Source organism: Cytobacillus sp. OWB-43 (genome assembly GCF_034651445.1).
GTDB classification, from domain to species: domain Bacteria; phylum Bacillota; class Bacilli; order Bacillales; family Cytobacillaceae; genus Cytobacillus; species Cytobacillus kochii.
On sequence record NZ_JAYEFF010000001.1, the window covers coordinates 83,699 to 108,853 of the forward strand.

Annotated in this window: 27 protein-coding genes; 17 read left to right on the plus strand and 10 right to left on the minus strand. The window is 34.5% G+C overall.

Annotated features, from left to right (window positions below; genetic code table 11):
* Positions 1–2: 2 nt before the first annotated feature.
* The 6 genes from U9M49_RS00475 to U9M49_RS00500 all read left to right on the plus strand — a co-directional run bounded on the left by U9M49_RS00475 (position 3) and on the right by U9M49_RS00500 (position 7,603).
* Positions 3–1,088, plus strand: coding sequence for a sensor histidine kinase (locus tag U9M49_RS00475; protein WP_307318339.1), 1,086 nt, complete (start codon positions 3–5; stop codon positions 1,086–1,088).
* A 2-nt stretch (positions 1,089–1,090) separates the two neighbouring features.
* The gene (locus U9M49_RS00480) at positions 1,091–1,702 is read left to right on the plus strand and encodes a response regulator transcription factor (RefSeq protein WP_095369919.1); all 612 of its coding nucleotides are present in this window, start codon (positions 1,091–1,093) and stop codon (positions 1,700–1,702) included.
* 287 nt (positions 1,703–1,989) lie between these two features.
* Complete coding sequence (locus U9M49_RS00485) at positions 1,990–3,213, plus strand: DNA repair exonuclease (protein ID WP_322909134.1); 1,224 nt, start codon at positions 1,990–1,992, stop codon at positions 3,211–3,213.
* Positions 3,210–6,206, plus strand: a complete 2,997-nt coding sequence (locus U9M49_RS00490; RefSeq protein ID WP_322909135.1) for an ATP-binding protein — start codon at positions 3,210–3,212, stop codon at positions 6,204–6,206. The genes U9M49_RS00485 and U9M49_RS00490 overlap by 4 nt, the downstream gene beginning before the upstream one ends.
* A gap of 71 nt (positions 6,207–6,277) precedes the next feature.
* A complete protein-coding gene (gene yhaM, locus U9M49_RS00495) occupies positions 6,278–7,222 on the plus strand; it encodes a 3'-5' exoribonuclease YhaM (RefSeq protein WP_322909136.1) in 945 nt (314 codons plus the stop codon).
* A gap of 192 nt (positions 7,223–7,414) precedes the next feature.
* The gene (locus U9M49_RS00500) at positions 7,415–7,603 is read left to right on the plus strand and encodes a sporulation YhaL family protein (protein ID WP_095369915.1); all 189 of its coding nucleotides are present in this window, start codon (positions 7,415–7,417) and stop codon (positions 7,601–7,603) included.
* Positions 7,604–7,708: 105 nt separating this feature from the next.
* On the opposite strand, the gene U9M49_RS00505 is transcribed toward U9M49_RS00500, so the two are convergent.
* Positions 7,709–8,596 carry a peptidylprolyl isomerase gene (locus U9M49_RS00505; protein WP_095369914.1) on the minus strand — a complete coding sequence of 296 codons (888 nt, stop codon included), beginning with the start codon at positions 8,594–8,596 and terminating at the stop codon, positions 7,709–7,711.
* 281 nt (positions 8,597–8,877) lie between these two features.
* On the opposite strand from U9M49_RS00505, the gene U9M49_RS00510 reads away from it, so the two are divergent.
* A complete protein-coding gene (locus tag U9M49_RS00510; protein ID WP_095369913.1) occupies positions 8,878–8,967 on the plus strand; it encodes a YjcZ family sporulation protein in 90 nt (29 codons plus the stop codon).
* Positions 8,968–9,029: 62 nt separating this feature from the next.
* The gene (locus U9M49_RS00515; RefSeq protein ID WP_095369912.1) at positions 9,030–9,131 is read left to right on the plus strand and encodes a YjcZ family sporulation protein; all 102 of its coding nucleotides are present in this window, start codon (positions 9,030–9,032) and stop codon (positions 9,129–9,131) included.
* A gap of 73 nt (positions 9,132–9,204) precedes the next feature.
* Here the strand turns inward: U9M49_RS00515 and U9M49_RS00520 are convergent, their stop codons facing one another.
* From U9M49_RS00520 to U9M49_RS00550, 7 genes are all read right to left on the minus strand, one after another.
* Positions 9,205–9,384, minus strand: coding sequence for a hypothetical protein (locus U9M49_RS00520; protein ID WP_095369911.1), 180 nt, complete (start codon positions 9,382–9,384; stop codon positions 9,205–9,207).
* A 94-nt stretch (positions 9,385–9,478) separates the two neighbouring features.
* The gene (locus U9M49_RS00525) at positions 9,479–10,030 is read right to left on the minus strand and encodes a DUF3267 domain-containing protein (protein ID WP_180316987.1); all 552 of its coding nucleotides are present in this window, start codon (positions 10,028–10,030) and stop codon (positions 9,479–9,481) included.
* 243 nt (positions 10,031–10,273) lie between these two features.
* Positions 10,274–10,849, minus strand: a complete 576-nt coding sequence (locus U9M49_RS00530) for an HTH-type transcriptional regulator Hpr (RefSeq protein WP_224937656.1) — start codon at positions 10,847–10,849, stop codon at positions 10,274–10,276.
* Positions 10,850–11,104: 255 nt separating this feature from the next.
* The gene (locus U9M49_RS00535; RefSeq protein ID WP_157733750.1) at positions 11,105–11,479 is read right to left on the minus strand and encodes a YtxH domain-containing protein; all 375 of its coding nucleotides are present in this window, start codon (positions 11,477–11,479) and stop codon (positions 11,105–11,107) included.
* Between the two features lie 144 nt (positions 11,480–11,623).
* Positions 11,624–12,151 (minus strand): tryptophan transporter, encoded by a 528-nt coding sequence (locus U9M49_RS00540; protein ID WP_095369907.1) that lies wholly within the window; start codon positions 12,149–12,151, stop codon positions 11,624–11,626.
* 129 nt (positions 12,152–12,280) lie between these two features.
* The gene (serC, locus tag U9M49_RS00545) at positions 12,281–13,357 is read right to left on the minus strand and encodes a 3-phosphoserine/phosphohydroxythreonine transaminase (protein WP_095369906.1); all 1,077 of its coding nucleotides are present in this window, start codon (positions 13,355–13,357) and stop codon (positions 12,281–12,283) included.
* Positions 13,358–13,659: 302 nt separating this feature from the next.
* The gene (locus U9M49_RS00550) at positions 13,660–14,082 is read right to left on the minus strand and encodes an HIT family protein (RefSeq protein ID WP_095373489.1); all 423 of its coding nucleotides are present in this window, start codon (positions 14,080–14,082) and stop codon (positions 13,660–13,662) included.
* Between the two features lie 568 nt (positions 14,083–14,650).
* Between U9M49_RS00550 and U9M49_RS00555 the strand changes: the two genes are divergently transcribed.
* From U9M49_RS00555 to U9M49_RS00570, 4 genes are all read left to right on the plus strand, one after another.
* Positions 14,651–15,391, plus strand: a complete 741-nt coding sequence (locus U9M49_RS00555; protein ID WP_095369905.1) for an ABC transporter ATP-binding protein — start codon at positions 14,651–14,653, stop codon at positions 15,389–15,391.
* A complete protein-coding gene (locus tag U9M49_RS00560; RefSeq protein WP_095369904.1) occupies positions 15,384–16,601 on the plus strand; it encodes an ABC transporter permease in 1,218 nt (405 codons plus the stop codon). Before U9M49_RS00555 ends, U9M49_RS00560 begins: the two co-directional genes overlap by 8 nt.
* A 40-nt stretch (positions 16,602–16,641) precedes the next feature.
* The gene (locus U9M49_RS00565) at positions 16,642–17,358 is read left to right on the plus strand and encodes an EcsC family protein (RefSeq protein WP_095369903.1); all 717 of its coding nucleotides are present in this window, start codon (positions 16,642–16,644) and stop codon (positions 17,356–17,358) included.
* Positions 17,359–17,542: 184 nt separating this feature from the next.
* Positions 17,543–18,943 (plus strand): hypothetical protein, encoded by a 1,401-nt coding sequence (locus U9M49_RS00570; RefSeq protein WP_095373488.1) that lies wholly within the window; start codon positions 17,543–17,545, stop codon positions 18,941–18,943.
* Positions 18,944–19,065: 122 nt separating this feature from the next.
* Here U9M49_RS00570 and U9M49_RS00575 read toward each other — a convergent pair whose 3' ends face one another.
* A complete protein-coding gene (locus tag U9M49_RS00575; protein ID WP_095369902.1) occupies positions 19,066–19,566 on the minus strand; it encodes an antibiotic biosynthesis monooxygenase family protein in 501 nt (166 codons plus the stop codon).
* 175 nt (positions 19,567–19,741) lie between these two features.
* Here U9M49_RS00575 and hemE point away from each other — a divergent pair, with 175 nt between their 5' ends.
* From hemE to U9M49_RS00590, 3 genes are all read left to right on the plus strand, one after another.
* Positions 19,742–20,782, plus strand: coding sequence for a uroporphyrinogen decarboxylase (gene hemE / locus U9M49_RS00580; RefSeq protein WP_322909137.1), 1,041 nt, complete (start codon positions 19,742–19,744; stop codon positions 20,780–20,782).
* Between the two features lie 37 nt (positions 20,783–20,819).
* The gene (gene hemH, locus U9M49_RS00585; RefSeq protein ID WP_095369900.1) at positions 20,820–21,755 is read left to right on the plus strand and encodes a ferrochelatase; all 936 of its coding nucleotides are present in this window, start codon (positions 20,820–20,822) and stop codon (positions 21,753–21,755) included.
* A gap of 104 nt (positions 21,756–21,859) precedes the next feature.
* Positions 21,860–22,438: a TetR/AcrR family transcriptional regulator gene (locus U9M49_RS00590; RefSeq protein WP_095369899.1), complete on the plus strand. Its 579-nt coding sequence runs from the start codon at positions 21,860–21,862 to the stop codon at positions 22,436–22,438.
* A gap of 501 nt (positions 22,439–22,939) precedes the next feature.
* Here U9M49_RS00590 and yhfH read toward each other — a convergent pair.
* Positions 22,940–23,074, minus strand: coding sequence for a protein YhfH (gene yhfH / locus U9M49_RS00595; RefSeq protein ID WP_095369898.1), 135 nt, complete (start codon positions 23,072–23,074; stop codon positions 22,940–22,942).
* A gap of 158 nt (positions 23,075–23,232) precedes the next feature.
* Between yhfH and U9M49_RS00600 the strand changes: the two genes are divergently transcribed.
* Both U9M49_RS00600 and U9M49_RS00605 read left to right on the plus strand, forming a co-directional pair.
* Positions 23,233–23,967: an MBL fold metallo-hydrolase gene (locus U9M49_RS00600; protein ID WP_307318727.1), complete on the plus strand. Its 735-nt coding sequence runs from the start codon at positions 23,233–23,235 to the stop codon at positions 23,965–23,967.
* Positions 23,968–23,979: 12 nt separating this feature from the next.
* Positions 23,980–24,966: a lipoate--protein ligase gene (locus U9M49_RS00605; RefSeq protein ID WP_095369897.1), complete on the plus strand. Its 987-nt coding sequence runs from the start codon at positions 23,980–23,982 to the stop codon at positions 24,964–24,966.
* Positions 24,967–25,155 lie beyond the last annotated feature (189 nt).

Here is a 25,155-nt window from a genome sequence, read left to right on the forward strand (position 1 = left end):
ATATGAGAGTGTACGAGCGATATTTCAGATTTGTGATATTTTGGCGAATAGTACAATTACTTATCCTAGCACATCTTTGGCTCACAAGTACTGCTGGCTTTGAGGCAATTGTTTTTATCCTGCTTTTGCTCATTGTTATGAGCATACGTATAAGATTTTCTATACCAAAATGGAGTTTTATTATTGAAATAGTCCTCTGTATCGTTTTCATTCCATATTTTCCGTTTGCCCTATACGGTTTAGCCATCGCTATTTTCGAAGCAGCAATAGTTGGGAAGTGGTGGTTGGTTTTCCCAATGACGATTTTCATGATTGCTTACTCTGCCTTTGATATGACTTTGATCTGGTATAGTTTACTCACAGTATTAGTCGGAAGCTTCACTTATCAGTCAATGAAAGAACGTAAGCAACTAGAAAAGGCTTTAGACAAGGAAAGAAAAGAAAAGCATGAGCTTGAACAGATCAAGATGGAGCTTTTAGAAGCTTATTTTGAGGTGGAAAAGGCAGCAGAACTGAAGGAAAGAAATCGGATTTCAAGAGAACTGCATGACCACCTGGGGCATGATTTAACAGGTGCCCTTCTAGCTATTCAAGCATATGAACAAGTAGAAAATAAAAATCAAGCACACACCCTTTTGGAACAGGTGAAAATCAGGCTTTCAAGGAGTACAACGAGATTAAGAAATACAGTTCATAATCTCACACCAGTTACTTATATAGGTGTTGATAGGTTGCAAAGAATCGTAGTAGATTCAGAGCCATTACTCATAGATTTTCAATATAATGGAAATGTTGAAAATGTATCTTCTCAATCTTGGGTGATGTTGGAAGCGTGTCTTAAGGAAGCTATTACAAATGTAAGTAAATATAGTAATGCGACGAAAACGAAAGTTGAACTTGATATTACTGAAACACTTGTAAGGTTGAAAATCCATGATAACGGTACCAATACCCAAAAATCAGTGAACGGAAGTGGACTAAGAAGTTTACAATTAAGGGCAAGAATGTTAAAAGGAAGCTTTACAATTGATCGTCAAAATGGGTACTTGCTCGTATGTGTTTTACCTTTACAGAGAAGGGGGAAGTAGCTATGGATATATTAATTGTGGATGATGATCGTTTAATTTGTCAGAGCTTACAATTACTTCTCGATAAAGAAGAAGATATAAAAATTGTTGGTGTGGTCGAAAATGGAAGTGAAGCGATTTCTTTTTGTGAGAAAGTGCAGTTAGATGTTATTCTAATGGATATCCAAATGCCGGTGTTGAATGGAATTGAAAGTACCAAGGTTATAAAAAGAAACTGGCCACATATTAAAATAATGATGTTGACAACCTTTAAAGACGAAATGAATATTCGGCTTGCTTTAAAAGCAGGTGCTGAGGGCTACATCATAAAATCTAGTAAGATTAAAGATATGGCCAAACAGATTCGTGCAATCGGATCAAATGCGAGGGTTCTTACTCCGGAAGTACTTGATAAACTTGTGCTACAAAATAAGTCAGATGGGTTCTGGGCATTAACCGAAAGGGAGAAAGACGTAATGGAACTTGTGGTGGAAGGTTTATCGAATAAAGAAATATCGAAGCAGCTTTATTTAAGTGAAGGAACCGTACGTAATGTTCTTTCTATTGTTCTTGATAAACTGGAGCTACGCGATCGTACACAACTAGCCATTTACTATTGGCAACGGCAAAAATAGGGTGTCAACTCGAATCTTACACCGCATGTAGAGAAAAGCAGTTGATTATTATCTAAACAAAACCGGGAGATGAGTCCGGTTTTTCTTATGCGATAAAAAACGAATATTTCTTAATAGAATTTAGCAAGTTGATATAAAGGTCGAAACTACCATTATGGTGACGGAGCTGAGTCGTCTAATCCCTTCATTAAAATTGAACATTTTTAATTCTACAATCGACCAAGTAAGAACGTGCATTCGCTTTTGGTTTGCGTTAAAATAAAAGAAAAATGTAAGAGGGATAAAAAATGGAGCCTATCAAATTTATTCATGCTGCAGATTTACATTTAGACAGCCCTATGGTGGGATTAAAAGACTTACCCGACTTCATATTTGAGCGGTTAAAGGAAAGTACATTCCGTTCATTTATTAAGCTCATTGATGTTGCAATAAGTGAAAAAGTTGATTTTGTTATCTTAGCGGGAGATTTATATGATGCAAGTGATCGGAGTATAAAAGCACAAAACATCTTGCGAGAACAGATGTTACGTTTACATAAGGCTAGAATTCGTGCATTTATTGTTCATGGTAACCATGATCATCTAGGTGGAGAGTGGATTAAATTAACGATGCCAGAGAATGTATTTATTTTTGGTGAAATACCAGAAGTAACTAGATTTAAAAAAAAAGATACAATTATTCATCTTTATGGCTTTAGTTACAAAGAACGACATGTCGATGAAAGAATGGTTCAGCTTTATCAGAAAGAAGAAGCGGCTGGTTATCATATCGGCATTTTACATGGCAATTTGGAAGGATTAACAGAACACGGGAACTATGCACCGTTTACGATTTCTGACTTGATAGAAAAGCAGTTTGATTATTGGGCCCTTGGTCATATACATAAAAGAGCTGAAATCAATACAGTGCCGCCAATTATTTATCCAGGGAATATACAAGGACGACATAAAAAGGAAACAGGTATAAAGGGTTGTTATTTAATAGAATTACAAGAGCATATTTGCGAGAAGCGATTTATTGAGACAAATGATGTGGTTTGGGATGAAGTGGTCCTTGATTGTAGTTCATTCAATTCTTTTGAGGTTTTATTATCAAATTGTATCAAATTGTTAGAATCAAAAAGAAGAGAAGGAAAAGCCATTATACTTAAATTAGAATTACAACACTTGAGTATGAGTGAAATAGAAGAAAAGGCCTTTAGGTCAGGTGAATTAATAGAATTTCTCCAAGAAACTGAACGAATACAACAATCCTTCGTTTGGGTAAATGAGTTAAAAGTTAAAAAGCAGTTAGTGTGGGATGAGGAAAGTTTACGAAGTCAGTCACCTTTTTATAAAGAAATGTTAGATATAGCAAATGAAGAAATAGTACTGAAGGCATTATCCCCATTATATAGGCATAAACAAGCAAGTCGATGGATAGATGAAATATCACAAACAGATCAAAAAGAAATTGTTGCAGATGCAAAGCAATTGTTACTTGAACTATTAGTGGAGGGGGTGAACGAATGAAGCTTAAAGGTATGGAGATCTATGGTTACGGAAAATGGGAAAATATCAAAATTAAACAGTTAAACGATTTTCATTGTTTTTACGGGCAAAATGAAGCGGGTAAATCAACACTGATGTCTTTTATTCATAGTATGTTATTTGGTTTTCCATCTAAAAAAGGAAATGAAAGAAATTATAAACCTAAGAATAGTAGTCAATATGGTGGAAAATTGATTTTCACTTTACCAGATGGTCATGAAGCAATGATTGAGAGAGTAAAGGAAAGAACACCGGATGAAGTGAACGTTGTGCTCAGTTCCGGAAGAAGCGGTGGTTCTACGTTATTAGAGGAATTGCTCCAAGGGATGGACCAACCATTATACCGAGCGATCTTCTCTTTTGACCTGTTTGATATTCAAAATGTGCAATCATTTAGTAAAGAAGATTTAGGGCATTTTTTATTTTCTTCCGCGGTTGTTGGAACAGATGGCATTTTAAAGGCAGAACAATATTTGCAGAAGCAACTCGATTTGCGTTTTAAGCCATCTGGAACAAAGCCAGTTTTAAACAGCGGTTTAAAAGAGCTAAAAAAAGCATATGAAAATCTAAAAAAAGCGGAAAAAACGAATAACCTTTATAAAGAACGAACTGAGAAAAAAGAAGAATTAATTTATAATAACGAACTACTTGAACAAGAAGTGGAACAGTTAGAAGCGATGCTAAGCTCTTTAAGGAAGTGGTTTACGGTTGAGGAAGTATATCTTCATTATTTAAGTTTACTAGATGAAGAAAGTCAATTAGACGTAGATGAATTTCCAATAGATGGGTTAAAGCAATTAGAGGCTATACAACAGAGTAAGGAAGTATTAGAAGACCAAAGAAATGAACTCATCATGAAAAGAAGTACCCTTGACGAAAAATTAATGAATGCAGGATTACAGAAGCAAATACTTGAAAATAGAGCAGAAATCGAAGCTGTTTGCGAACTGAATACTGTCAGAGAGAATCAAGTGCAGACGAAGAATGAATGGCAACTCGAAATAAAAGCTTTGGAGGAAGAATTGCAGCATATGTCAGATAAGCTGCATATGCAAATATCTGACGAAGAGATTTTATCTTTTGATACGAGTATGTTTCAAAAAGAACTTATCTCTAATGTAATGAAGAAAAAGTCGCGGTTGTCCGATAGAAAAGTACAATTGGATGAAGAGTCGGAGACTATAAGAACTGAATTAAATGAATTAGAAAATAAAATAAATGAAAGTAGAAAGAAGTTACTATCAAGAGAAGAGAGAGCAAACATTCTTAAACAAATCACTACTTTTGAGCAAAAGGAAAGTCACCATCAGAGATTAACTGAAATCAATGTCAATATACAATTGCTTACAGAGAAACATAAACAAGCAATTACTAAGGATAAGAGATCCCAAAAAATTGAATATATGAAGATAAGTTCACTTTTATTATTATTTATTTTCATTGGCATATGGGGATTCTTTGAAGCTTCATTCCTCATCCAAGCATTAGCGATTGGTGGAATCTGTATTACTTTTATTAGTTCATTTTTTAAACAGAAGGCAGTCTACTCTAATGGAATAAAGGATGAATTAGATTATTTAAGACAACAAAAAGTGGTATTAGAAAAACAAGAGCCCATCGCTGCTAAGGAGCAGGTATATGAATGGAAGCAGCAAATTGAAAGAGATAAAGAGCAAGAAGCCGAAGTCGCCGAATACGCTCGGCGATTAGATTATGTCAATAGTCAGTATGAAAAAATCATTGCCGCATATGAAGTGTGGGAAGGTGAGATGAGAGAAGTTGATAGTAAGATAGATCTCATTGCCGAGCCATATAAATTAAATAAATCAACTATGAAAAATCAATTACTTGATGCCTTCTTATTGATTGAAGAGATGAAGGGCACGATTAGAAAAAGGAAGATAAAGAAAGCGAAATTGGATGACTTAAGCCAATCTATTACTAATATAGAGGAGAAACTATCTCATTATTTCTCGTTAGTGGTTATCGAACCACGCTCTTATGCTGATGGCGTGATTCAGTTAAAAGATATCATCGATAAAGAAAGAAACAAACTTGCAAACTTTGAAAAAAATAAGGAAATAAGAGAATCAATCCAATCAGATATTACGATTATAGACGAGAAAATAGCAAATAGAGAAAAGCATATTCAATCGTTACTAGAAGAAGCAGGTGTGTCTTCAATCATAGCTTTTAAAGAAAAAGGGATGGCTGCTAAAAGGAAGCAAGCCATTAAAGAAGAGCTACGAACCGAAAAATTAAAGTTAAATATGACAAACTTATCACAAGAGACATTAAATAAATATGTTGAATTAAGACCGACAGAAGAACAAATAAAAGAATACCAAATAAGCATTGATACGAAGAAAGAAAGAATAACCAAGCAACAAGAAATACTACATCATCTTTCTTATGAAATTAAACAATTAGAAGAAGGTGGAATTTATGCTGAACTATTACACAAATACAAACAATTAAAAGCAGAATGGAATGAGTTGGCAAAGGAATGGGCCGTGTATGCAACAGCAAAGAGCTTACTATCTGAAACGGTAAACACCTTTAAAGAAGAAGAATTCCCAAAAATATTAAAGAAAGCTGAGAGGTATTTTTCTGATTTAACATTAGGTCAATATAAGCGGATTTTTTATGATAGCGACAAAGACCATTTATTATTAGAGCATAAGGAAGGGATGTTTTTTGAGCCAAGATCGTTAAGTCAATCAACAGCTGAGCAACTTTATATTAGTTTGCGGTTGAGCTTGGCAGAAATTGTGTTCCATCGGTATCAGCTCCCTTTTATAATTGATGATGGATTTGTGAACTTTGATCATAAAAGACTGGAAGAAGTAATGCGAGTACTAAGGGGTAAAGAGGAGCAGATAATTTTCTTTACTTGTCATAAAGGGATGTTGCAAAGTTTTAACGGGGATGAAGTGATTGATTTAAGTGAACTACAAACAGCAACAAGCTTTTAAAAATGAAGGCTTTAAGATAGATATGATATACTTTTACTTAAAGGTAAGACTTAGAGGAGGCAGGTGTAACGATGACTAAAGGAATTGTTTATTACGATACAGGAGAGCAGGTTGAATTGTTCTTACTAATAAAAAATGCTACAAAAGGTGTGGCAAGTAACGGTAAACCTTTTTTAACTTTGATTTTTCAAGATAAAAGTGGGGATATCGAAGCAAAACTTTGGGATGTTTCCGAACAGGATGAAAATAATTACGTGCCAGAAACAATTGTCAAAGTGGCGGGAGATATCTTAAATTATCGTGGACGACAACAGCTACGGATAAGACAGATTCGTACGTCAAATGAAAACGATACGGTAAAGTTAGCAGACTTTTTAGAAACTGCCCCTATTGACGCTGAAGAAATGATGGGGAAAGTCACACAATACATTTTTGAAATGAAAAACCCTAATATTCAAAGAATCACTAGACATTTATTAAAGAAATATCAAGCTGAGTTTCTAGAATATCCTGCAGCGACTAAAAATCATCATGAATTTGTCTCAGGTTTAGCTTATCATGTTGTTTCAATGTTAGATCTCGCTAAAGCGATTGCAAATCTTTACCCTACGTTGGATAAGGATTTATTATATGCAGGTATCATTCTGCATGATTTAGGTAAAGTTACAGAGCTATCTGGTCCTATATCCACAACTTATACAGTAAAAGGAAACTTACTCGGCCATATTTCCATCATGGTAAGTGAGATTGAGACGGCGGCTGAGGAGCTATCAATTCAAGGAGAAGAGGTCGTTATTTTACAGCATATTGTTCTGTCTCACCATGGTAAGGCAGAATGGGGTAGCCCGAAACCGCCTTTAATTAAAGAAGCGGAAATCATTCATTATATTGATAATTTAGATGCGAAAATGAATATGATTGATCGATCATTATCTAGAGTCAAACCAGGTGAATACACAGAAAGAGTTTTTGCGTTAGATAATCGGGCATTTTATAAGCCGACCTTTCATGAATAACTTAGAAAAGCAAGTATGTGAAATGTAAGAATGTCACATAACTTGCTTTTTTTTGCGGTTTACCAGTCGGGTGTATGTGTTCGTGATGCCTATGGAAATGAGAGTAAGGTGAGCAAAATGGTTATGAAAAATTTTTTGCATATTATGGGACGAGCAGACATATTTTCTAATAAGAGAGTAAGGAGGAGTCCAATGATACCTATATGGCTTTACTTTGTGATTGCAGGTATTTTCATTAGCGCATTTATGGCGATTAAGACAGGTAGGGATGAAAGAAAGGCGGAAACTGCTCAAATTGAGCAGGAAGGTGAAGTTTATATGCAAAGGTTAGAATCCGCTAGGGATGACAAACGAGAACAATATGAAAGGCAAGAAGGATAATAAAGGTCGAACCATAGATACGAAAGGAAATATACCCATAAATAGTCTAATGGGTTCGAGACCAAAGAAAAGACCTGGTTATGTCATATAACCAGGTCTTTTATGTTATTGTTCTTCTTTTGCTTCAGCATCATCGGCTTCTGCTTCAGGAGCTTTGAATAACTCTTTAAAATCATTATCTTTTACTTCCACACCTGAATTTTCTAATTCCCTCTGCATTGCTTCTTGAATAATTGTACTGTCGACTTTCGCTACTTTCACTTGATATTCAATTTCTTCTTTCATATCTTCATATGATTCTTTTTCTTTTTTGTCAGTTACTTGAATGATATGGAAACCATGTTGTGACTCAACAGGATCACTAATTTCATCTACTTCTAATGCATAGGCAGCTTCTTCAAATTCTGCAACCATCTGGCCAGCTCCAAACCAACCTAAATCGCCACCATTGGCAGCAGATGCTGTATCAGTTGAATATTCTTCAGCCACTTTTGCAAAGTCTTCGCCATCATCTAATTTCTTTTTCACTTCTTCAGCTGTTTCTTTATCGGCTACAAGAATATGACGCGCTTGGATTTCTGGCTTATAATTCTCATAGTATTCCTTCATTTCTTCTTCGGTAGCTTCAACATCTTTAATTGCCGCTTTTTCTTGCATTAGACCTGTTCTTAACATTTCTTTTAGGTCTTCTTCACTTTCCATACCGTATTGTGCAAGTGCTAATTGGAAGTTAGAACCTAATTGTTCTTTCATTGTATCTACTTGTTCATTAAGTTCATCCTCGGAAACCTCATAATTTTCTGAGAGGACTTTCTCATAAACGAGTTCTTGAAGAACTTGTTCACCATATTGTTCTTTCAAGGCTTGATAAAAGTCTTCTTGTGTAATATTTCCGTTTCCTGTTTCGACTACTACTTCAGAATCTCCTGAACTACAAGCGCTTAAAACTAATACACCTGTTGCAACAGAAAGGGATAAAATCCATTTTTTCATGTTGAACACTCCCACGTTTATTGTTGTATATACACAGTAAATACTATAACACAAATCATTTCCTTAACAAAAATATTTACTACAAAATTAGGTTTATTTAAGAAAATTTTGGGTATTAGACTAACCATTCTGGAGAGTCCAACATAGGATATAAAGAAATTGAAAATGATATTTCGTCCAAAGAAGTTTAGAGAAAATATAAAAAGACGAGATACGCGCCTATTCGCACGACAGAGTGTTTGAATAGTATGTGGTAACAACCTAATAAGGGAGGTGTTATCATGGGTGGAGGATTTGGATACGGCGGAGGCTTCGCTTTAATTGTTGTTCTTTTCATTCTATTAGTCATCGTAGGTGCTGCTTGGTTATAAAAAATAGCGTTATAAGACATAAAGAAAGAACTTATAACGGACGATAGAAGGGAGGAAAATCCATGTCACACGGCGGTGGAGGATTTGGATACGGTGGAGGTTTCGCTTTACTCGTTGTCCTTTTCATTTTATTAGTAATTATTGGAGCTTCTTGGGTTTGCTAATTAATTCATACCTCAAGCTTTTCCATAGAGAGAAAAAAGCGGCGAAAATCTCGCCGCTTTTTTTACATTTATTTTAAGTAAATGCAATTTCAACAAAGGAAGAAATAAGCAGTATCGTAATTAAAACATTAATTGTTCGATATACTTTAGGTTGTTTCTCCTCTGGGATTTCCTTTTGTAAACATAAGGAAAAAGTAAGTCTGTTAATATTGTATAGAATAAATACAGCAAAAATAATAAAAATGGAGATCATCGATGATTCCCTCCCCTAGTCAATCGTAGTCTATTGTTTTACAATATCAAAAATAATCATAAAAAGATAGTATAAAAGGTTGGAAGAGTGGATTTTATCTAGTTTCCTTGATTTGTATTAATATATTGAGTCCAACCTCATTCTCTTCAATATATGAAAATTTAGGTGTGTTCATTACGATTTTTATATAGATTAAATCACGGCATGATAATCCAATATGCAAAGATAAAAGAATGATGAAAAACGCTCCATATTGTTGAAATGATAACATTAACAACAAAAGTGTTCCATTAATAAATAGTATTGGTGCGATTAAAGCACTTAGATACATCAATTTAGGTACTGGTTCATTGACTTTTAATTGTATCATGGGTACACATTTTGATCGTAATTCCAACGATTTCTTTATATTTTTATTTACCGGCATTAATGGAATATAATGAATCAATTTATGGATAGGATACAATCCAATCAGAAAGAGGGTAAAGATACTTAAACTTTCTGTATTAATCACTGTATCAGGAAACAAATAATTCATTGGTAAATATGTGATAATAAAGACTGTAAATGCCAGTATAGCAGACATGAAGTCCAACCATAATTGTCCATACTGCTTGTTAACATTTATCTCCTTTACACAGCTCATAAACAAAATAATCCCTCGCAGTTCAGCGCTCATGTTTTAAATTCAAACACTACTTTACTCTCCTCTTTAAGAAAAATCAATACCATTTTTTCGATAAAAAAATGATTGTTATATTTCAACATAAAAGTGAAAGGATGTAAGGGTTTTCATTATTTTATTTTATAATCAATGAATATATTGTCTTTTATACCAAAATAAAAAAGCGGAGAAGTTTGTTTATAATTCCGCTTTTATCGTACAAAATTATACTAATTCTTTTGTATATTCTTTCTTCTTTAATAGTTTACCATCTTTTTCCTCAAATTCGTTATCAATATTTGAAAATGATTTTTCGAATATTTCCATAAAATCATCTCCGTAAATGTTGCGGATAATGGCCATCACTTCAATGATTTCTGGGAATTTTCCATATAATTCTTTTAAAGGCATCGCACCTGAAAAAACAGAATTTTTATCTGGATGATATGTTTCCATTAATTCTAGAAAAACGCTTTCACCTTTATCCGTTAATTTAATGTAAGTATTCCTTTTATCACTTTCTCTTTTTGAAAATTCAAGATATCCTCTTTCTTCAAGCTTTTTAGAAAAATTAAATGCGGTAGATACATGCATAACGCCAAACTTCGCTACATCAGAAATGGATGCGCCATTTAAATGATAAGCAATCCATAAAATATGGTGTTCATTGATATTTAAGTCATATGGTTTAATCCATTGTTGCCAATCTTTTTCAATAGATTTCCATAAAGCTTTACTCAATTGAGCAACCCTTTGACTGAAAAGCATGGCTTCCTTGATTGAGAAATTCGTTTCTGACATTTCGCTTCACCTACTTTTTTATTATTGTATATTTATTATGCCAATAAAGCAAAAATTAATAAAGATATTAATTTGCATAATTTTTAGATTTTGTTTCTTGTTTTTAGGAGTAATACTTCTGTTAGCATTTGGCATAATCTTAAAGCAAACCATTTTTATAACATAATATATTAGATTTCTTTTTTAAAATAAGAAATCCTTCTTTTTTTCTAAAATAATTAGAGAAAAAAGAAGGATTGTAAAATAGAAGGGTATTTATTCTTTGTCCATTGGATTGGCATGTTTTAATGTTTGTTCTAATTCAGCTATTGATTTTTCAATATTTGCGATTTCTTGTTGTAAGTTTTGCTGATGGGGCAGTATTTCACTTTTCCATTGTTTAATGGAAGATGATACGTCTTCGGTTAAAGTGGAAAGAGCTTCTTTCCCTTCTTCACCTACATGGACGATCTGATTCTTGATATCAGTTAGTTGTTTACCTAATTCTTTTATTTGAATAGAAGCCGATTTTGATTGTACAGTAATATATTTTCGGGTATCTTTACCAGAAGCAGGTGCAGTAAAGAGTGTAGCTGCAGCAGCTGCTACCCCGCCAACGACAAAGCCTAAAAAAAGTGATTTCGCTTTCAATCTAAACTCTCCTCTCAATTTTAATGTCTACGTATATCATACATGAATCCAGTAAAAAGAACATCTATTACCCCTTATATTCCACGCTTAGTAGCTATATTAAACATAAAAAAAACACCTGTAGTCTACTACAGGTGAGGACGTTTATAAATGAATCGCATGTTCATTTAATTTAGTCCTTTTATTAATAGATTTTGTAATTGGGAACAATACTGCCATTAAAACGGCATTTAATAATACGGTTGGTAAGACGCTTGCTGCAAATAACCCGATAAAGGCACCTGGTAGACCTACAATGATGTAAGCAGATGTTAAAAATATAAATCCAGATATCAGTGTGCCAATCGCTGTTAAGACAATAGCGACAATTGATTTAGCGCTGATATTCTTTAACAGTGACAAAAGACCATAAAAGATAAAGGCAGTTATCAGCTTATCAATAATATTAGGAATTTGTCCTCCTGGAAATCCTGTAGTCAAGGCTGAAAGAATACCACTTACAAGTCCAATAAGAACAACGCTTTTGACGTCGGTAAATAATAAAATGCCTAAAAACATCATGACTAACATCATGTCAGGCTTTACACCCATAAAAATCGGTGGAGTTATGGCATGTAGGACAACACCCATTCCTGCCAAAAGGGCAAGGGCCACAATATTTTTACTTTTCATTTTCTCATCTCTCCTCAAGCTAATCTCATTTTGAACTGTATTCTCCTACAATGCACTCATTGCTTGCAGCGAGAACTTTTTTATTAATTATAACATCACAAATATCATATGAACATATCTATTTTATGGTTAATATTTTTCTTTGAAGTTCTTCATAAATGATACTAAAGCTTCTACATGTTCTAATGGAACAGCGTTATAAATAGATGCTCTACATCCTCCAACAGAGCGATGTCCATTTAACCCAACAAATCCTATTTGTTTCGCCTCTTCAAGGAATTTGGTAGAAAGTTCTTCGCTTTTTAAGTTAAAAGTGACATTCATATGAGATCGGCTCTTCTCATCAGCATGCCCAATGTAAAAGCCATTGCTATTATCAATCATATTGTATAAGAGGGAAGACTTCTCTTCATTTCTCTTGCTTATTGCCTCTATCCCACCATTTTCTTCTACCCATTCTAAAACTAGAGAGAGAAGGTAAATCGCTAGTGTTGGAGGTGTGTTATATAAAGAGTTATTTTTTGCAAACGTTTCATAGTTTAACATAGTAGGTAGTGCTGGTTGACTTTGGATGAGTTCTTTACGAATAATAACTACTGTTACCCCAGAAGGTCCTAAATTCTTCTGCGCACCTGCATAAATAAGGTCGAATTGCTCTATTTGAAATGGGCGGGACAAGATATCGCTTGACATATCTGCAATAAGCGGGACTTGTGTATTTGGATATTGGTGCCATTGTGTCCCAAAGATCGTATTATTACTCGTTAGATGGAGATAAGCTGCATCTTCTGACAAATTAATTTCCTCTAGCTCAGGAATGCGATGATAGCCCGTTTCCTTCGTCGAAGCAGCAACATGGGTGGAACCAACCTTTTTGGCTTCTTTTAATGCTTTATCTGACCATGAGCCAGTAAGGATATAGTTTGCCGTCTGATCTGGCTTTAACAAATTCATTGGGATCATAGAAAATTGTAAACTCGCTCCACCTTGTAGAAAAAGAACTTCATAATCATCTGGGATGGATAGGATGTTTCTTAATGAGGCAATAGCTTTGTTATGTACTATTTCATAATCTTTACTTCTATGGCTTAACTCCATTAAAGCCATACCTGTTCCATTAAAATCTAGCCAAGCTTCTTTTGCTTTTTCTAGGACCGCAAATGGCAAAGTTGCTGGACCTGCATTAAAGTTAAATGCTCGTTTCATGCTTTTCCCTCCATCATTCACAATGTTGTACTATATCGCTGTAGCGAAATAAAGATATCATTATGTTATCAAAAAAAACACATTTGTACAGAATTAATTAAAAAGATTTTGAATTTTTTTAGAAATATTTTAAGTAAGGTTTCTTTTAGGACGATGGTTAAAGGAAAGTGAGATGGAGAGGAGAAAATATATATTTATTGGCTTTTGATTCTTGAGTGTAGATACAACTACATGGAAGGTTGATAGAAATACTTGTGAATAGGTTTTATCAGACACAGATCTTGCTGTGCCTGATAAAAGCTTTATGATAAATGACTATGTATTTGTTGTGACATCATTTGGAGATCTTCAGGCGTATATTCTGAAGTATGTGTTTTCCATACGACACCTAAACCATCACCTTGGCCATATCTAGGAATAAGGTGCATATGATAATGAAAAACCGTTTGGCCAGCAATTTCCCCATTATTATTAATCGTGTTTAATCCATCAGGCTGGAACTCTGCTTTAAGCGCACGACTAATGGCTGGAACAGCTTCAAATACGTGACGGGCTGTTTCTTCATCTAATTCAAAGATATTTTCTTTATGAACCTTTGGAATAATCAACGTATGACCTTTGGTTACTTGACTGATATCTAGAAATGCAACGACATGCTCATTTTCATACACTTTTGCTGATGGGATTTCCCCAGCTACTATTTTACAAAAGATGCAATCACTCATATTCTTTTCATCTCCCTTATGCTTGAATTGACCATATTTTATCATAAAATTAGACAAATCATAAATAAAAGAAGCAGGATTCAATAAGAATCCTGCCGAAATTGAAGGGGAATGCTTCTTGGCTTCTACTCTTGGAAATACTCTTTAACAAACACCTCATTTGACAGTTTTGTTAAATGCATTGAATAACTACCATCACAAACTACTTGTAATTGGTATCTTTAATAAACACCTCATTTAGAAATGATGATTTAAACCACTTTCGGTAAAGCGATTTAAATGTTTAAAAAAAGCTCAATGCGTTTTCATTACATTTGTGCAATAAAAACATCTCCTTTAATAGTTGCATTTGAAGCTACAATCGGTTTGAAAGATTATTGTCTGCCGTAGACACCTCATTCAAGTTCATTCATTAAGATAATGAATGTTGATTTGTATTCCCCTTCATAAAATAGAATGCCCGTAATAAGAAGAGATATGCGTCACCCAAAAAAATAGTTGTTTTCTTTACAATATGGTTTTAATTTACTTACAATAAGAATAACTTTTTACAAGGAAGGTCGATCAAATGACTTTATTAAATATTAAAGAGGTAACAGGTGGTTATACGAGAAATCCCGTATTAAAGGGTATTTCCTTTGATGTCAAACCGAATGAAATTGTAGGATTAATTGGACTGAATGGTGCAGGTAAAAGTACAACAATCAAGCATGTTATTGGTCTTATGGAGCCAAATAAAGGTGAGATAACAATTAATGGGAAAACATTCTTAAGTGACAAAGATGCGTATCGTAGACAATATACCTTTATACCAGAAACGCCTATTTTGTATGATGAATTAACCTTAGATGAACATTTAGAAATGACAGCTATGGCTTATGGACTCGAACGCGAAACCTTAAAAGAAAGAAAAGCGCAGTTACTTAAGGAATTTAGGATGGAAAAGCGCTTAAAATGGTTTCCTGCCCATTTCTCAAAAGGAATGAAACAAAAAGTAATGATTATGTGTGCTTTCCTTGTTCAACCTTCCTTATATATTGTTGATGAACCTTTTGTAGGGCTTGATCCGCTCGGAATTCAATCACTATTGAATTTAATGGAGAAAATGAAGAATACCGGCGCAGGTATCCTGATGTCCACTCACATTTTAGCAACTGCAGAAAGATATTGTGATCGCTTTGTGATCATACATGAAGGTGAAATTAGAGCGAAAGGCACATTAGAAGAGCTAAGGGTACAATTTAATATGGCCGGTGCTACATTAGATGATTTATATATCCAGTTAACAAAGGAAGAAAATTATGAATGATATACAAAGTATCTGGAAGAATCGCTTTGCGAATAGAACAAAGGAACTAAGTCGCTACTTAAAATATATTTTCAATGGCCACATCGTTATTGTAATGGTATTTCTTATTGGTACAGTGGCCTATTATTATCAAGAGTGGCTAAAAACGCTCACTTCAGATTTTCCAGTGGCAGAAATTATGGCCATTCTACTTGGTCTTATCGTTACATATAGCCCGATTTATACATTTTTAGAAGAAGCAGATCGTGTGTTTTTACTGCCATTAGAGAATAAACTAGGTATGTATTTCAAGAAAGCAATTTTAACTAGCTTTTTATTATCCTCATACTTAATTCTAATTGGCTTGGCCGTGTTAATGCCAATGTATGCAAGTGTAAATCAAGGAGATTTCAGTTCGTTTTTTCCGTTTTTAATTATTTTGTTGTTAGTAAAGGGTGTGAATATGCTTATTCGTTGGCGAGTCCAATATGAGATGGATTATACTACCCATTTAATTGACTCATTTGTTAGATTCGTCATTAATGTTGCGTTGTTATTTTTCATATTTAGCTCAGCACATATTGGGTTCACAATCGCCACTATAGGTATTCTTTTATTACTTTATTTGTATTTTTATCAGAAAACAAAAGGAAAAGGATTAAAATGGGAATTCTTAATTCAATCTGAAGAGAGAAAAATGGCCAAGTTTTATCGAGTGGCAAATATGTTTACAGATGTACCACATTTACGTGATCAAATTAAGCGGAGAAAATGGTTGGACTGGGTGTTACAATCGGTTTCCTATCAGCAGGAAAACACCTTTCATTATTTATACTTAAGAACTTTTCTCCGAACGGGAGATTATCTAGGCATCTTTTTCCGTTTAACAGCCATCGGCGGTGTGTTAATCTATTTTATTAATAATGGAATCGCACAAATAGTTATTGCCATGCTTTTTATCTATCTAACTGGGTTTCAACTCGTACCATTGTGGAGACAACATCAAAATAAATTATGGATAGATTTATATCCAGTCGATGTTAAAATTCGAGAAAATTCATTTAAATGGTTAATTGCTCGTGTACTAATCATTCAAGCCATCATTTATGCGTTACTCATTATGATAAAAGGAAGTTTCTTTGTAGGTTTTGGTGTGCTCGTTTTAAGTGGGTTAGTAGCCGTTGGTTATGCATATCTTTATATGATGAAAACATTGCGTTCTCAATCGTAAGCTGATAGAAGTAATAATTGATAATGGAGTGTGTGATATTATGGGGAGTTATGAGGATGCTGTCTCAAGAGAAGTAAAAGATTGGCTTTATCAAATGCGGAAAAAGTCAAGGTTATGGAAAAGAACATCCAAGCATGCCCAAGATAAATTCAATGGATTAATCCCAGAAAAAGCTCATCACTTGATAACAGATGCTATCAAACATATGGTAAAAGCTACATTATGGGGGAGTGAATATACAACTAAGAGACCTTCTCATATAGTGGTTACGTTACAGGAACAAGATGAAAAGTTAACAGAGACGTTGATTAAATACAGAAACACGGCTTCCGTTGAAGGAGCAGGAACAGGTGCTGTAGGATTTATAGGTGGGTTAGCAGATTTTCCACTGCTTCTTAGCATAAAAATGAAGTTCCTATTTGAAGCAGCAATGATATATGGTTATGATACTTCAGAATATGAAGAAAGATTATTTTTACTTCATATTTTCCAATTAGCATTTTCAAGTGATGATAAACGGAGAGAAACAATGGATATCATTGAAGATTGGGAAAATAGGAAAGCAGAGCTTGTAGATATGGACTGGCAGGTATTTCAACAAGAATACAGGGACCATATTGACTTAATTAAAATGTTACAAATGATTCCTGGGATTGGTGCTGTAGTTGGTGCCTATGCTAATTTTCATTTATTGGAACAATTAGGGGCGGTCGCTAAAAATGCTTATCGGTTAAGAAGAATCCAACAAAATAACTGAACTAATTGCCACAGATGTTACTTCTGTGGTTTTTTTGTTATAAAAACATATTTCCTGGGGAATTCCGACAAAAAAATTGGCCATGTCGAATGGTGATACACACAACTTTTTCTCCCAAACATATTTTAAAGTAATCCATTAGGGCAGATGCCTAATAAATGGATGAGGGGGGAGAATGACGAACATGGGCGTCGAATTAACAGCAATACATTGGATTTATGTAGTGTTTATCTTATTAATTATTGGATTTATGGTCGCTAGAAGAGATACAACCTTTATTTGTATAGTCGGGATATTCTTAATCGCGATCACAGCAACGAATTCGATTAATTCTTCGATCAGTGGAATTTTTAACAGTTTTATTTTTGCTATTACGGAATTACTACCTACAATATTAGTCATCTCAATTATTGTAGGTATGAGTAAAACATTAACATCAACAGGCATTAATGATGTCATGATTTCACCATTTACAAAACTGATTAAAACACCAACGTTAGCTTATTGGGTAATAGGGATTTTAATGATGGGAATTTCATGGTTCTTTTGGCCGTCCCCGGCAGTTGCTTTAATTGGTGCAGTGTTATTACCAGTTGCTTTAAGAGCAGGTCTACCTGCACTAGCAGTAGCGATGTCAATGAACTTATTTGGTCATGGTATAGCATTATCAGGAGACTTTGTTATTCAAGCTGCTCCTAAACTGACTGCAGACGCAGCAGGGTTACCAGTTGGCGATGTCATCTCAGCAAGTATTCCACTCGTTATTGTTATGGGTGTTGTGACCACCTTAACAGCGTTTTTCTTTATTAAGAGGGATATGAATTCAGGCAAACTTAATATGTCAACTGCTATGACGGAAAGTGCAGATTTACCAACTGATTTACCGCAAGCAAACCTACTTACACCAATACAAAAAAAGATTTTTGCTATTCTTATTCCCGTTTTATTTGTGATTGATGTGGTTGTAATGTTTTTATTCGACCTTCAAGGAGGGGATGCAACCGCTTTAATTGGGGGTACAGCTATTCTCATTTTACTCACGATTACATTATTTTCTCATAGACAAAAAGGCCTCGAAAAAATAACCACTTATTTAGTCGAAGGATTTCAATTCGGGTTTAAAGTATTTGGACCAGTGATTCCAATTGCTGCATTCTTTTATTTGGGAGATGCTGGGTTTCAAGCAATCATCGGAGAGCGGCTTCCTCAACATTCACATGGAATCGTCAACGATTTAGGCGTTGCACTTGCATCTGTTGTACCATTAACTGCACAAGTTGGTGCGATTACATTAACGGTAGTAGGAGCAATAACTGGCTTGGATGGTTCAGGTTTTTCAGGAATATCATTGGCTGGATCTATTGGTAGTTTGTTTGGTACAGCGATTGGTGATGGTGCAGCAACATTAACTGCTTTAGGTCAAATTGCAGGAATTTGGGTAGGTGGCGGAGCGTTAATTCCATGGGCAATGATTCCCGTTGCCGCTATATGTAAAGTGGATGTATTTGAGTTAGCGAGGCGTAATTTTCTTCCTGTCGTCATTGGTTTGATTGTGACAACAATTGTAGCGATGTTTTTAATATAGTGATATAAAATTGATAGGGCTGAGGCGAAGTGAAGTAGCCTCAGCCTTTTTATAAACATTCTCGTCGCTGGCGTTTTTTTCTATTACTGTAATTGGCTGATGTTTTTTCAAGTGGGAAGCTTTTATTTATCTGTCGTTTGTATATAATAAAAACTGGTATATGCAGGATCTGATAGTAATTCTTTCTTATTACTTTGTTCTTCCTGTATTTTTTTTGCTATAGGATTTGTACTTTCCCAGTTCTTATATGAAGATTCGGAGTCCCAGGCTGTAATAATTACATAAGTATGACCTTTCATCGGAGTTAAAACCCTAGCTGCTCTAAAACCAATTGTATTTGTAAAGTTTGAAGAGAATTGCTGAAATTTGAATTCGAAAATGGGTTTTCCTTCATCAGTTAAGGGGATATATTGAATAGCAATAAATTTACTTCTATGAAGGTCTCCAGTTGAATCATGGATGTGATAAGATTTTGGTTGTTGAAACTTACTTTTTTTGCTTTCTGTTTCATGTACTAACAGGGTATTCTGACTATTTTGCATGAGAACGATATTCTCATTACTGAATTTTTCCATCAGGGGAAGTAGGAAATTTTTAGTGCCGCTTGTCATATAAAGATTCATTACTTTCACCTCGATTTTAGTGATAAAAACGTCAAATTTTCGACATTTGAAGCGGGTACTGTACAATAAACACCGAAAAAAGTTATAGTTAATGTGAACATTTACTAAATAAGAATAATTCTAAGCTTATTTGTATGGAAAATACATAAGGCAAATGAAAGGTGGACTTAATTTAATGACTATAAATGATACATTCCTAAAGGCGGCTCGAGGAGAGAAGACTGATTATGTGCCTGTGTGGTATATGAGACAAGCAGGCAGATCACAGCCGGAATATCGCGCAATTAAGGAAAAATACTCTTTGTTCGAGATTACACATCAACCTGAATTATGCGCATATGTAACAAGACTTCCTGTAGAACAGTATAACAATGATGCGGCTATTTTGTACAAGGATATCATGTCACCGCTTCCAAGTCTCGGTGTGAAAGTTGACATAAAACCTGGTGTGGGTCCAGTCATTGATGAACCAATTCGTTCGATGCAAGACGTTGAGAAGCTCGGCGAGATACATCCTGAAGAAGATGTTCCATATATTCTAGATACGATTAAGTTATTAACAAAAGAGCAATTAACTGTACCGTTAATTGGTTTTACCGGTGCACCATTCACATTAGCGAGTTATATGATTGAAGGTGGACCTTCTAAAAATTATTATAAGACAAAAGCGTTTATGTATTCAGAACCAAAAGCATGGTTTGCACTTATGGATAAATTAGGTGAAATGGCAATCACATATGTAAAAGCGCAAATTAAAGCAGGTGCTAGTGCCATTCAAGTTTTTGATTCTTGGGTTGGTGCATTAAATGTAGAAGATTATCGTATTTATATTAAACCCGTCATGGAAAAAATCTTCTCTAGTTTGAAAGATGAAGGGGTACCACTTATTATGTTCGGTGTTGGCGCGAGTCATTTAGCGAATGAATGGAATGACCTTCCAATTGATGTTGTAGGCCTTGACTGGAGGTTGCCAATTAGTGAAGCAAGGTCAAGGGGTATTTCAAAGACAGTGATGGGGAATTTAGAGCCAGCCTTGTTACTTGCTCCGTGGGAAGTAATTGAGAAAAAGGTCCGTGCTATTCTTGATGAAGGCATGGGTCAACCCGGATATATTTTTAACTTAGGACATGGTGTCTTCCCAGAAGTAAATCCTGAGACATTAAAAAAACTCACATCGTTTATCCACAGTTATTCTAAGGAACAATTTGGGAAATAATAAAAGAAAAAGTAATCATTTTTAAAGAGGTGTAAGAATGAATAAAGAAAAAATTGGTTTGTTAGTAATGGCTTATGGAACACCTTATAAAGAAGAAGATATTGAACGTTACTACACACATATTAGACATGGTAGAACTCCATCGGAAGAGATGTTAGAAGATTTAAAGAGTCGCTATAAAGCGATTGGAGGAATATCGCCATTAGCAAAAATAACTGAGAATCAAGCGCTATCACTTCAAGAACATTTAAATCAGATTCAAGATCAATATGAGTTTAAAGCTTATATCGGTTTAAAGCATATAGAACCATTCGTTGAAGATGCAGTTCAACAAATGCATAATGATGGGATTACTAAAGCTGTCAGTCTTGTTCTTGCACCACATTATTCTACTTTTAGCATCAAATCTTATAATGGACGAGCAGAAGATAAAGCTCAGACGCTTGGTGGTCCAACTATTTACTCAGTTGATAGTTGGTATAAGGAACCGAAATTTATTCAATTTTGGGCAGATGGTGTGAAGAAGCAAATCGCTAAAATGTCAAGTGAAGAAAGAGATCAATATATATTAATTGTCTCTGCACATAGCTTACCAGAAAAAATTAAAGAATATGGTGATCCATATCCTGATCAACTACAAGAAACAGCTGAGTTAATTGCTAAAGAAGCTGGCGTTCGTGAATTTGCTGTCGGTTGGCAAAGCGAAGGAAATACACCTGACCCATGGTTAGGGCCTGATGTGCAGGATTTAACAAGAGATTTACATGCAAAAAAAGGCTATAAAGCATTTATTTATGCACCAGTCGGTTTTGTCGCTGATCATTTAGAAGTCTTATATGATAATGACTATGAATGTAAGGTGGTTACAGATGAAATAGGAGCTGCCTACTATCGTCCAGAAATGCCAAATAGTCATCCAGCGTTTATTGATTCTTTAGCAACAGTTGTCTTAGACAGAATGAAAAATAAGTAATGAGTTGATTGCAACCGCTTTTTTTATTTTCATAAAGGAGCGGTTTCTTTTTTAAGGATTTTTTGACAATATGAACAGTTTGGTCATAGAGAGGGGAGAAGTAAATGGCCGTTGACCGTAAACAATTAATTATTCAAGCTGCCACAAAATCATTTTCTCTTTTTGGCTATAAAGCTACAACAATGGAGCAAGTAGCCAAAATTGCTAATGTAGGAAAAGGGACTATATACACTTTTTTTAAAAATAAAGAAGAATTATTTGATGAAATTATTACGGCACTTATTAGAGAAATGAAAATAGAGGCAGAGCAGGTTTTGTCACCAGATTTATCTTTACAAGAAAATTTACATTTAGCTCTATATCGCATTTTGGAATATAGACTAGAGCATCAATTAACAATTAAGCTGTTCCAAGAGGGAAAAGAAATGGGGACCACTGCAGTTATAGAGATGACGAACAAAATGGAAAGAGAAATCATTTCTTATATAGGAGAAAAGGTAAAAACATTAGGTATTGATAAAGGAGAAATCGAGCCGTGCGACCCTGAATTGACTGCCTTTATTATGTTAAAGTTATACATATCACTCATTTTTGATTGGGAAAGACAGCATGCCCCACTTTCGAAAAGTGAAATCGCTGAGCTTATGGAAAGGTATGTGTTTAAAGGGCTTATAAAATCATGAATGTAGGATGGAATCATCATCAAATCAGCTCGCACATCAAGTGTGGGCTGGTTTTTTTGTTTCTAATAAAGTGATTTTAGATAACAGTTATTTCACTGTGCTTATTTAAAAGGTAAATCTAAGCAGCGCTAAAATATTGTATGAATTAGCTCACTCCAGCAAAACCAATCTTCACTCAGCGGGGTAAGAGAGTCCGGACTTAAATAAGTCATTCTGTTTGAATAACAGAAATGAAGCCGAGCAAATAGAGTTTCCAAGTCAGTCAAAATCGGAAATTGGAAATGAGAGCTGAGCAAAGGTGATTTGCGTCTCAATCAGATCAAAAAATAGAAAGAAATGCCAAGCTGAGGTTTTTTGTAACAGTATTTATTCTTTTTACACCTGGATTCAAAAGTCATTCATACTAGAAGGCTTGTTGGAGTAAAACAAAAAGAAGACTTGCTAAGGGGAGCAGGCCTTCTTCTTCCAATGGTTATATATTAAGGGATGGAAACTAGCATTCTATAAATCTGAGACACCTAAACAATGGTCACACTTATTACCGTAACATTCATGTTGCTCTTCGATGGACTTCCCGCATTCAGTACATTGCTTTTGTGGGAGATTCCTAAAGAAATCTAAAATGTTTTGAACCATGGTTGAAGCCTCCTAATCGTTAATTGAATTGTTTTGATATTTATATTGTATTATAACAGATTTATATAGTCAACAGCTGTTTCAATACAAATTAGCAAAAATGAAAAAATGGGCATTATTTAGTATAGTTAGAGATGAATCAAAAGGAGGGAAATGCAATGAAGTTAACGGTTATAGGTGCATGTGGAGGTTATCCAAAAGTGGGAGAAGCAACTGCGGGGTACTTATTAGAGCATGATGATTTTACATTATTAATTGACTGTGGAAGTGCTGTTATATCCAAAATGCAAGAGATTAAACAACCAGAGGAGTTAGACGCAGTCATACTTTCCCACTACCACCCAGATCATCATGCTGATATAGGTGTACTTCAACATGCTCGTTTAATTCAAGGGTACTTAGGAAAAAAAACAAGTATTTTACCGATTTATGGGCATGATGAAAATGAATATGAATTCCAAAAATTAAATTATAAAAATATCTCAGAAGGTGTACCTATTAAAGAGAGCCTACCATTAACAGTTGGTCCCTTTACAATTACTTTTCAACGGACTAACCACCCTGTATTATGCTTTGCGATGCGCATAAAAGTAGATAATAAAGTAATTGTATATACAGGTGATACCTCATATAAAGAAGAGTTAGAAGGGTTTGCTCATGAAGCAGATATACTTCTATGTGAGTGTAATTTTTATGGACATCAAGAAGGTAAAAATGCGGGACATATGAATAGCTATGATGCTGGTCGGTTAGCACAAATAGCTAAAGTGAAGCATCTTCTATTAACCCATTTGCCCCATTATGGTAATATAGAATCGTTAAAGGATGAAGCTTTAACAGAGTACAAAGGACCGATTAGTCTAGCCGCATTTGGCATGACTTTTGAAATTTAAAGGAGTGGTACCATGAAATTTATAGATAATCAAGGAATTACAGATCCTCGCATTAATTTAGCTATTGAAGAATATGCGTTGAAGAATTTAGATATTAATGAATCATATCTATTGTTCTACATAAATAAACCATCTATCATAATTGGTAAAAACCAAAATACGATTGAAGAAATCAATACAGAATACGTTGAAAAAAATGGACTGCATGTGGTGCGCCGTTTATCTGGTGGCGGTGCTGTATACCATGATCTTGGTAATTTAAACTTTAGTTTCATCACAAAGGATGATGGCGAAAGCTTTCATAATTTCTTAAAATTCACTGAACCAGTAATTACTGCTCTAAAAAAGTTAGGTGTAAATGCAGAATTAAGCGGTAGAAATGATTTGACAGTAGATGGGAGAAAGATTTCTGGAAATGCACAGTTCTCTACAAAAGGGAGAATGTTTAGCCATGGAACATTAATGCTCGATTCAGAAATTGAAAATGTTGTCTCTGCACTTAAAGTGAGAAAAGATAAGATTGAATCAAAAGGAATCAAATCTATTCGTAGCCGGGTAGCAAACATCTCTGAATTTTTAACTGAAAAAATTTCTATCGAAGAATTTAGACAGCTAATTTTACATCATATTTTTGAAGGTAGTGAAGTAAGTGAATATCGCCTAACAGAAAAAGACTGGGAAGAAATTCACAAAATCTCAGAACAAAGATATCAAAATTGGGAGTGGAACTATGGCAAGTCACCAAAATTTGATTATGAGCATTCTAAAAGATTCCCAGTGGGTTCTATTGACATTAGACTGAATGTAACAAAAGGACAAATTACTGAATGTAAAATTTACGGTGATTTCTTTGGTGTCGGAGATGTAACCGATATTGAAGAAAAGTTAGAAGGCATCCGCTACGAAAAAAGCGAAATTGAAAAGGCGCTAGCTGGTGTAAATATAAAACATTATTTCGGTAATATCACTATAGAAGACTTTGTAAATTTAGTTTATTAGAGCTGTATCAGTCTGTTTTTACTAAGGCATGAAAGTATTTTCACCGTTTAGGATGAAGAACTTTTATGCTTTTTATTTTATTATAAAGAAAAAAATAGAGTAGATCTCCGTAGACTACTTGAATCCTGAAATTTCTTTTAATATAATAAATTTAGAAAATTTATATTATAAAAATGAATGACTATTCAT

What these genes read in the sequence shown, in the direction of transcription:
- U9M49_RS00475 (WP_307318339.1), top strand. Translation starts at nt 3, where the DNA reads ATGAGAGTGTACGAGCGATATTTCAGATTTGTGATATTTTGGCGAATA.
- U9M49_RS00480 (WP_095369919.1), top strand. Translation starts at nt 1,091, where the DNA reads ATGGATATATTAATTGTGGATGATGATCGTTTAATTTGTCAGAGCTTA.
- U9M49_RS00485 (WP_322909134.1), top strand. Translation starts at nt 1,990, where the DNA reads ATGGAGCCTATCAAATTTATTCATGCTGCAGATTTACATTTAGACAGC.
- U9M49_RS00490 (WP_322909135.1), top strand. Translation starts at nt 3,210, where the DNA reads ATGAAGCTTAAAGGTATGGAGATCTATGGTTACGGAAAATGGGAAAAT.
- yhaM (WP_322909136.1), top strand. Translation starts at nt 6,278, where the DNA reads ATGACTAAAGGAATTGTTTATTACGATACAGGAGAGCAGGTTGAATTG.
- U9M49_RS00500 (WP_095369915.1), top strand. Translation starts at nt 7,415, where the DNA reads ATGATACCTATATGGCTTTACTTTGTGATTGCAGGTATTTTCATTAGC.
- U9M49_RS00505 (WP_095369914.1), bottom strand. Translation starts at nt 8,596, where the DNA reads ATGAAAAAATGGATTTTATCCCTTTCTGTTGCAACAGGTGTATTAGTT.
- U9M49_RS00510 (WP_095369913.1), top strand. Translation starts at nt 8,878, where the DNA reads ATGGGTGGAGGATTTGGATACGGCGGAGGCTTCGCTTTAATTGTTGTT.
- U9M49_RS00515 (WP_095369912.1), top strand. Translation starts at nt 9,030, where the DNA reads ATGTCACACGGCGGTGGAGGATTTGGATACGGTGGAGGTTTCGCTTTA.
- U9M49_RS00520 (WP_095369911.1), bottom strand. Translation starts at nt 9,384, where the DNA reads ATGATCTCCATTTTTATTATTTTTGCTGTATTTATTCTATACAATATT.
- U9M49_RS00525 (WP_180316987.1), bottom strand. Translation starts at nt 10,030, where the DNA reads ATGAGCTGTGTAAAGGAGATAAATGTTAACAAGCAGTATGGACAATTA.
- U9M49_RS00530 (WP_224937656.1), bottom strand. Translation starts at nt 10,849, where the DNA reads ATGTCAGAAACGAATTTCTCAATCAAGGAAGCCATGCTTTTCAGTCAA.
- U9M49_RS00540 (WP_095369907.1), bottom strand. Translation starts at nt 12,151, where the DNA reads ATGAAAAGTAAAAATATTGTGGCCCTTGCCCTTTTGGCAGGAATGGGT.
- serC (WP_095369906.1), bottom strand. Translation starts at nt 13,357, where the DNA reads ATGAAACGAGCATTTAACTTTAATGCAGGTCCAGCAACTTTGCCATTT.
- U9M49_RS00550 (WP_095373489.1), bottom strand. Translation starts at nt 14,082, where the DNA reads ATGAGTGATTGCATCTTTTGTAAAATAGTAGCTGGGGAAATCCCATCA.
- U9M49_RS00555 (WP_095369905.1), top strand. Translation starts at nt 14,651, where the DNA reads ATGACTTTATTAAATATTAAAGAGGTAACAGGTGGTTATACGAGAAAT.
- U9M49_RS00560 (WP_095369904.1), top strand. Translation starts at nt 15,384, where the DNA reads ATGAATGATATACAAAGTATCTGGAAGAATCGCTTTGCGAATAGAACA.
- U9M49_RS00565 (WP_095369903.1), top strand. Translation starts at nt 16,642, where the DNA reads ATGGGGAGTTATGAGGATGCTGTCTCAAGAGAAGTAAAAGATTGGCTT.
- U9M49_RS00570 (WP_095373488.1), top strand. Translation starts at nt 17,543, where the DNA reads ATGGGCGTCGAATTAACAGCAATACATTGGATTTATGTAGTGTTTATC.
- U9M49_RS00575 (WP_095369902.1), bottom strand. Translation starts at nt 19,566, where the DNA reads ATGAATCTTTATATGACAAGCGGCACTAAAAATTTCCTACTTCCCCTG.
- hemE (WP_322909137.1), top strand. Translation starts at nt 19,742, where the DNA reads ATGACTATAAATGATACATTCCTAAAGGCGGCTCGAGGAGAGAAGACT.
- hemH (WP_095369900.1), top strand. Translation starts at nt 20,820, where the DNA reads ATGAATAAAGAAAAAATTGGTTTGTTAGTAATGGCTTATGGAACACCT.
- U9M49_RS00590 (WP_095369899.1), top strand. Translation starts at nt 21,860, where the DNA reads ATGGCCGTTGACCGTAAACAATTAATTATTCAAGCTGCCACAAAATCA.
- yhfH (WP_095369898.1), bottom strand. Translation starts at nt 23,074, where the DNA reads ATGGTTCAAAACATTTTAGATTTCTTTAGGAATCTCCCACAAAAGCAA.
- U9M49_RS00600 (WP_307318727.1), top strand. Translation starts at nt 23,233, where the DNA reads ATGAAGTTAACGGTTATAGGTGCATGTGGAGGTTATCCAAAAGTGGGA.
- U9M49_RS00605 (WP_095369897.1), top strand. Translation starts at nt 23,980, where the DNA reads ATGAAATTTATAGATAATCAAGGAATTACAGATCCTCGCATTAATTTA.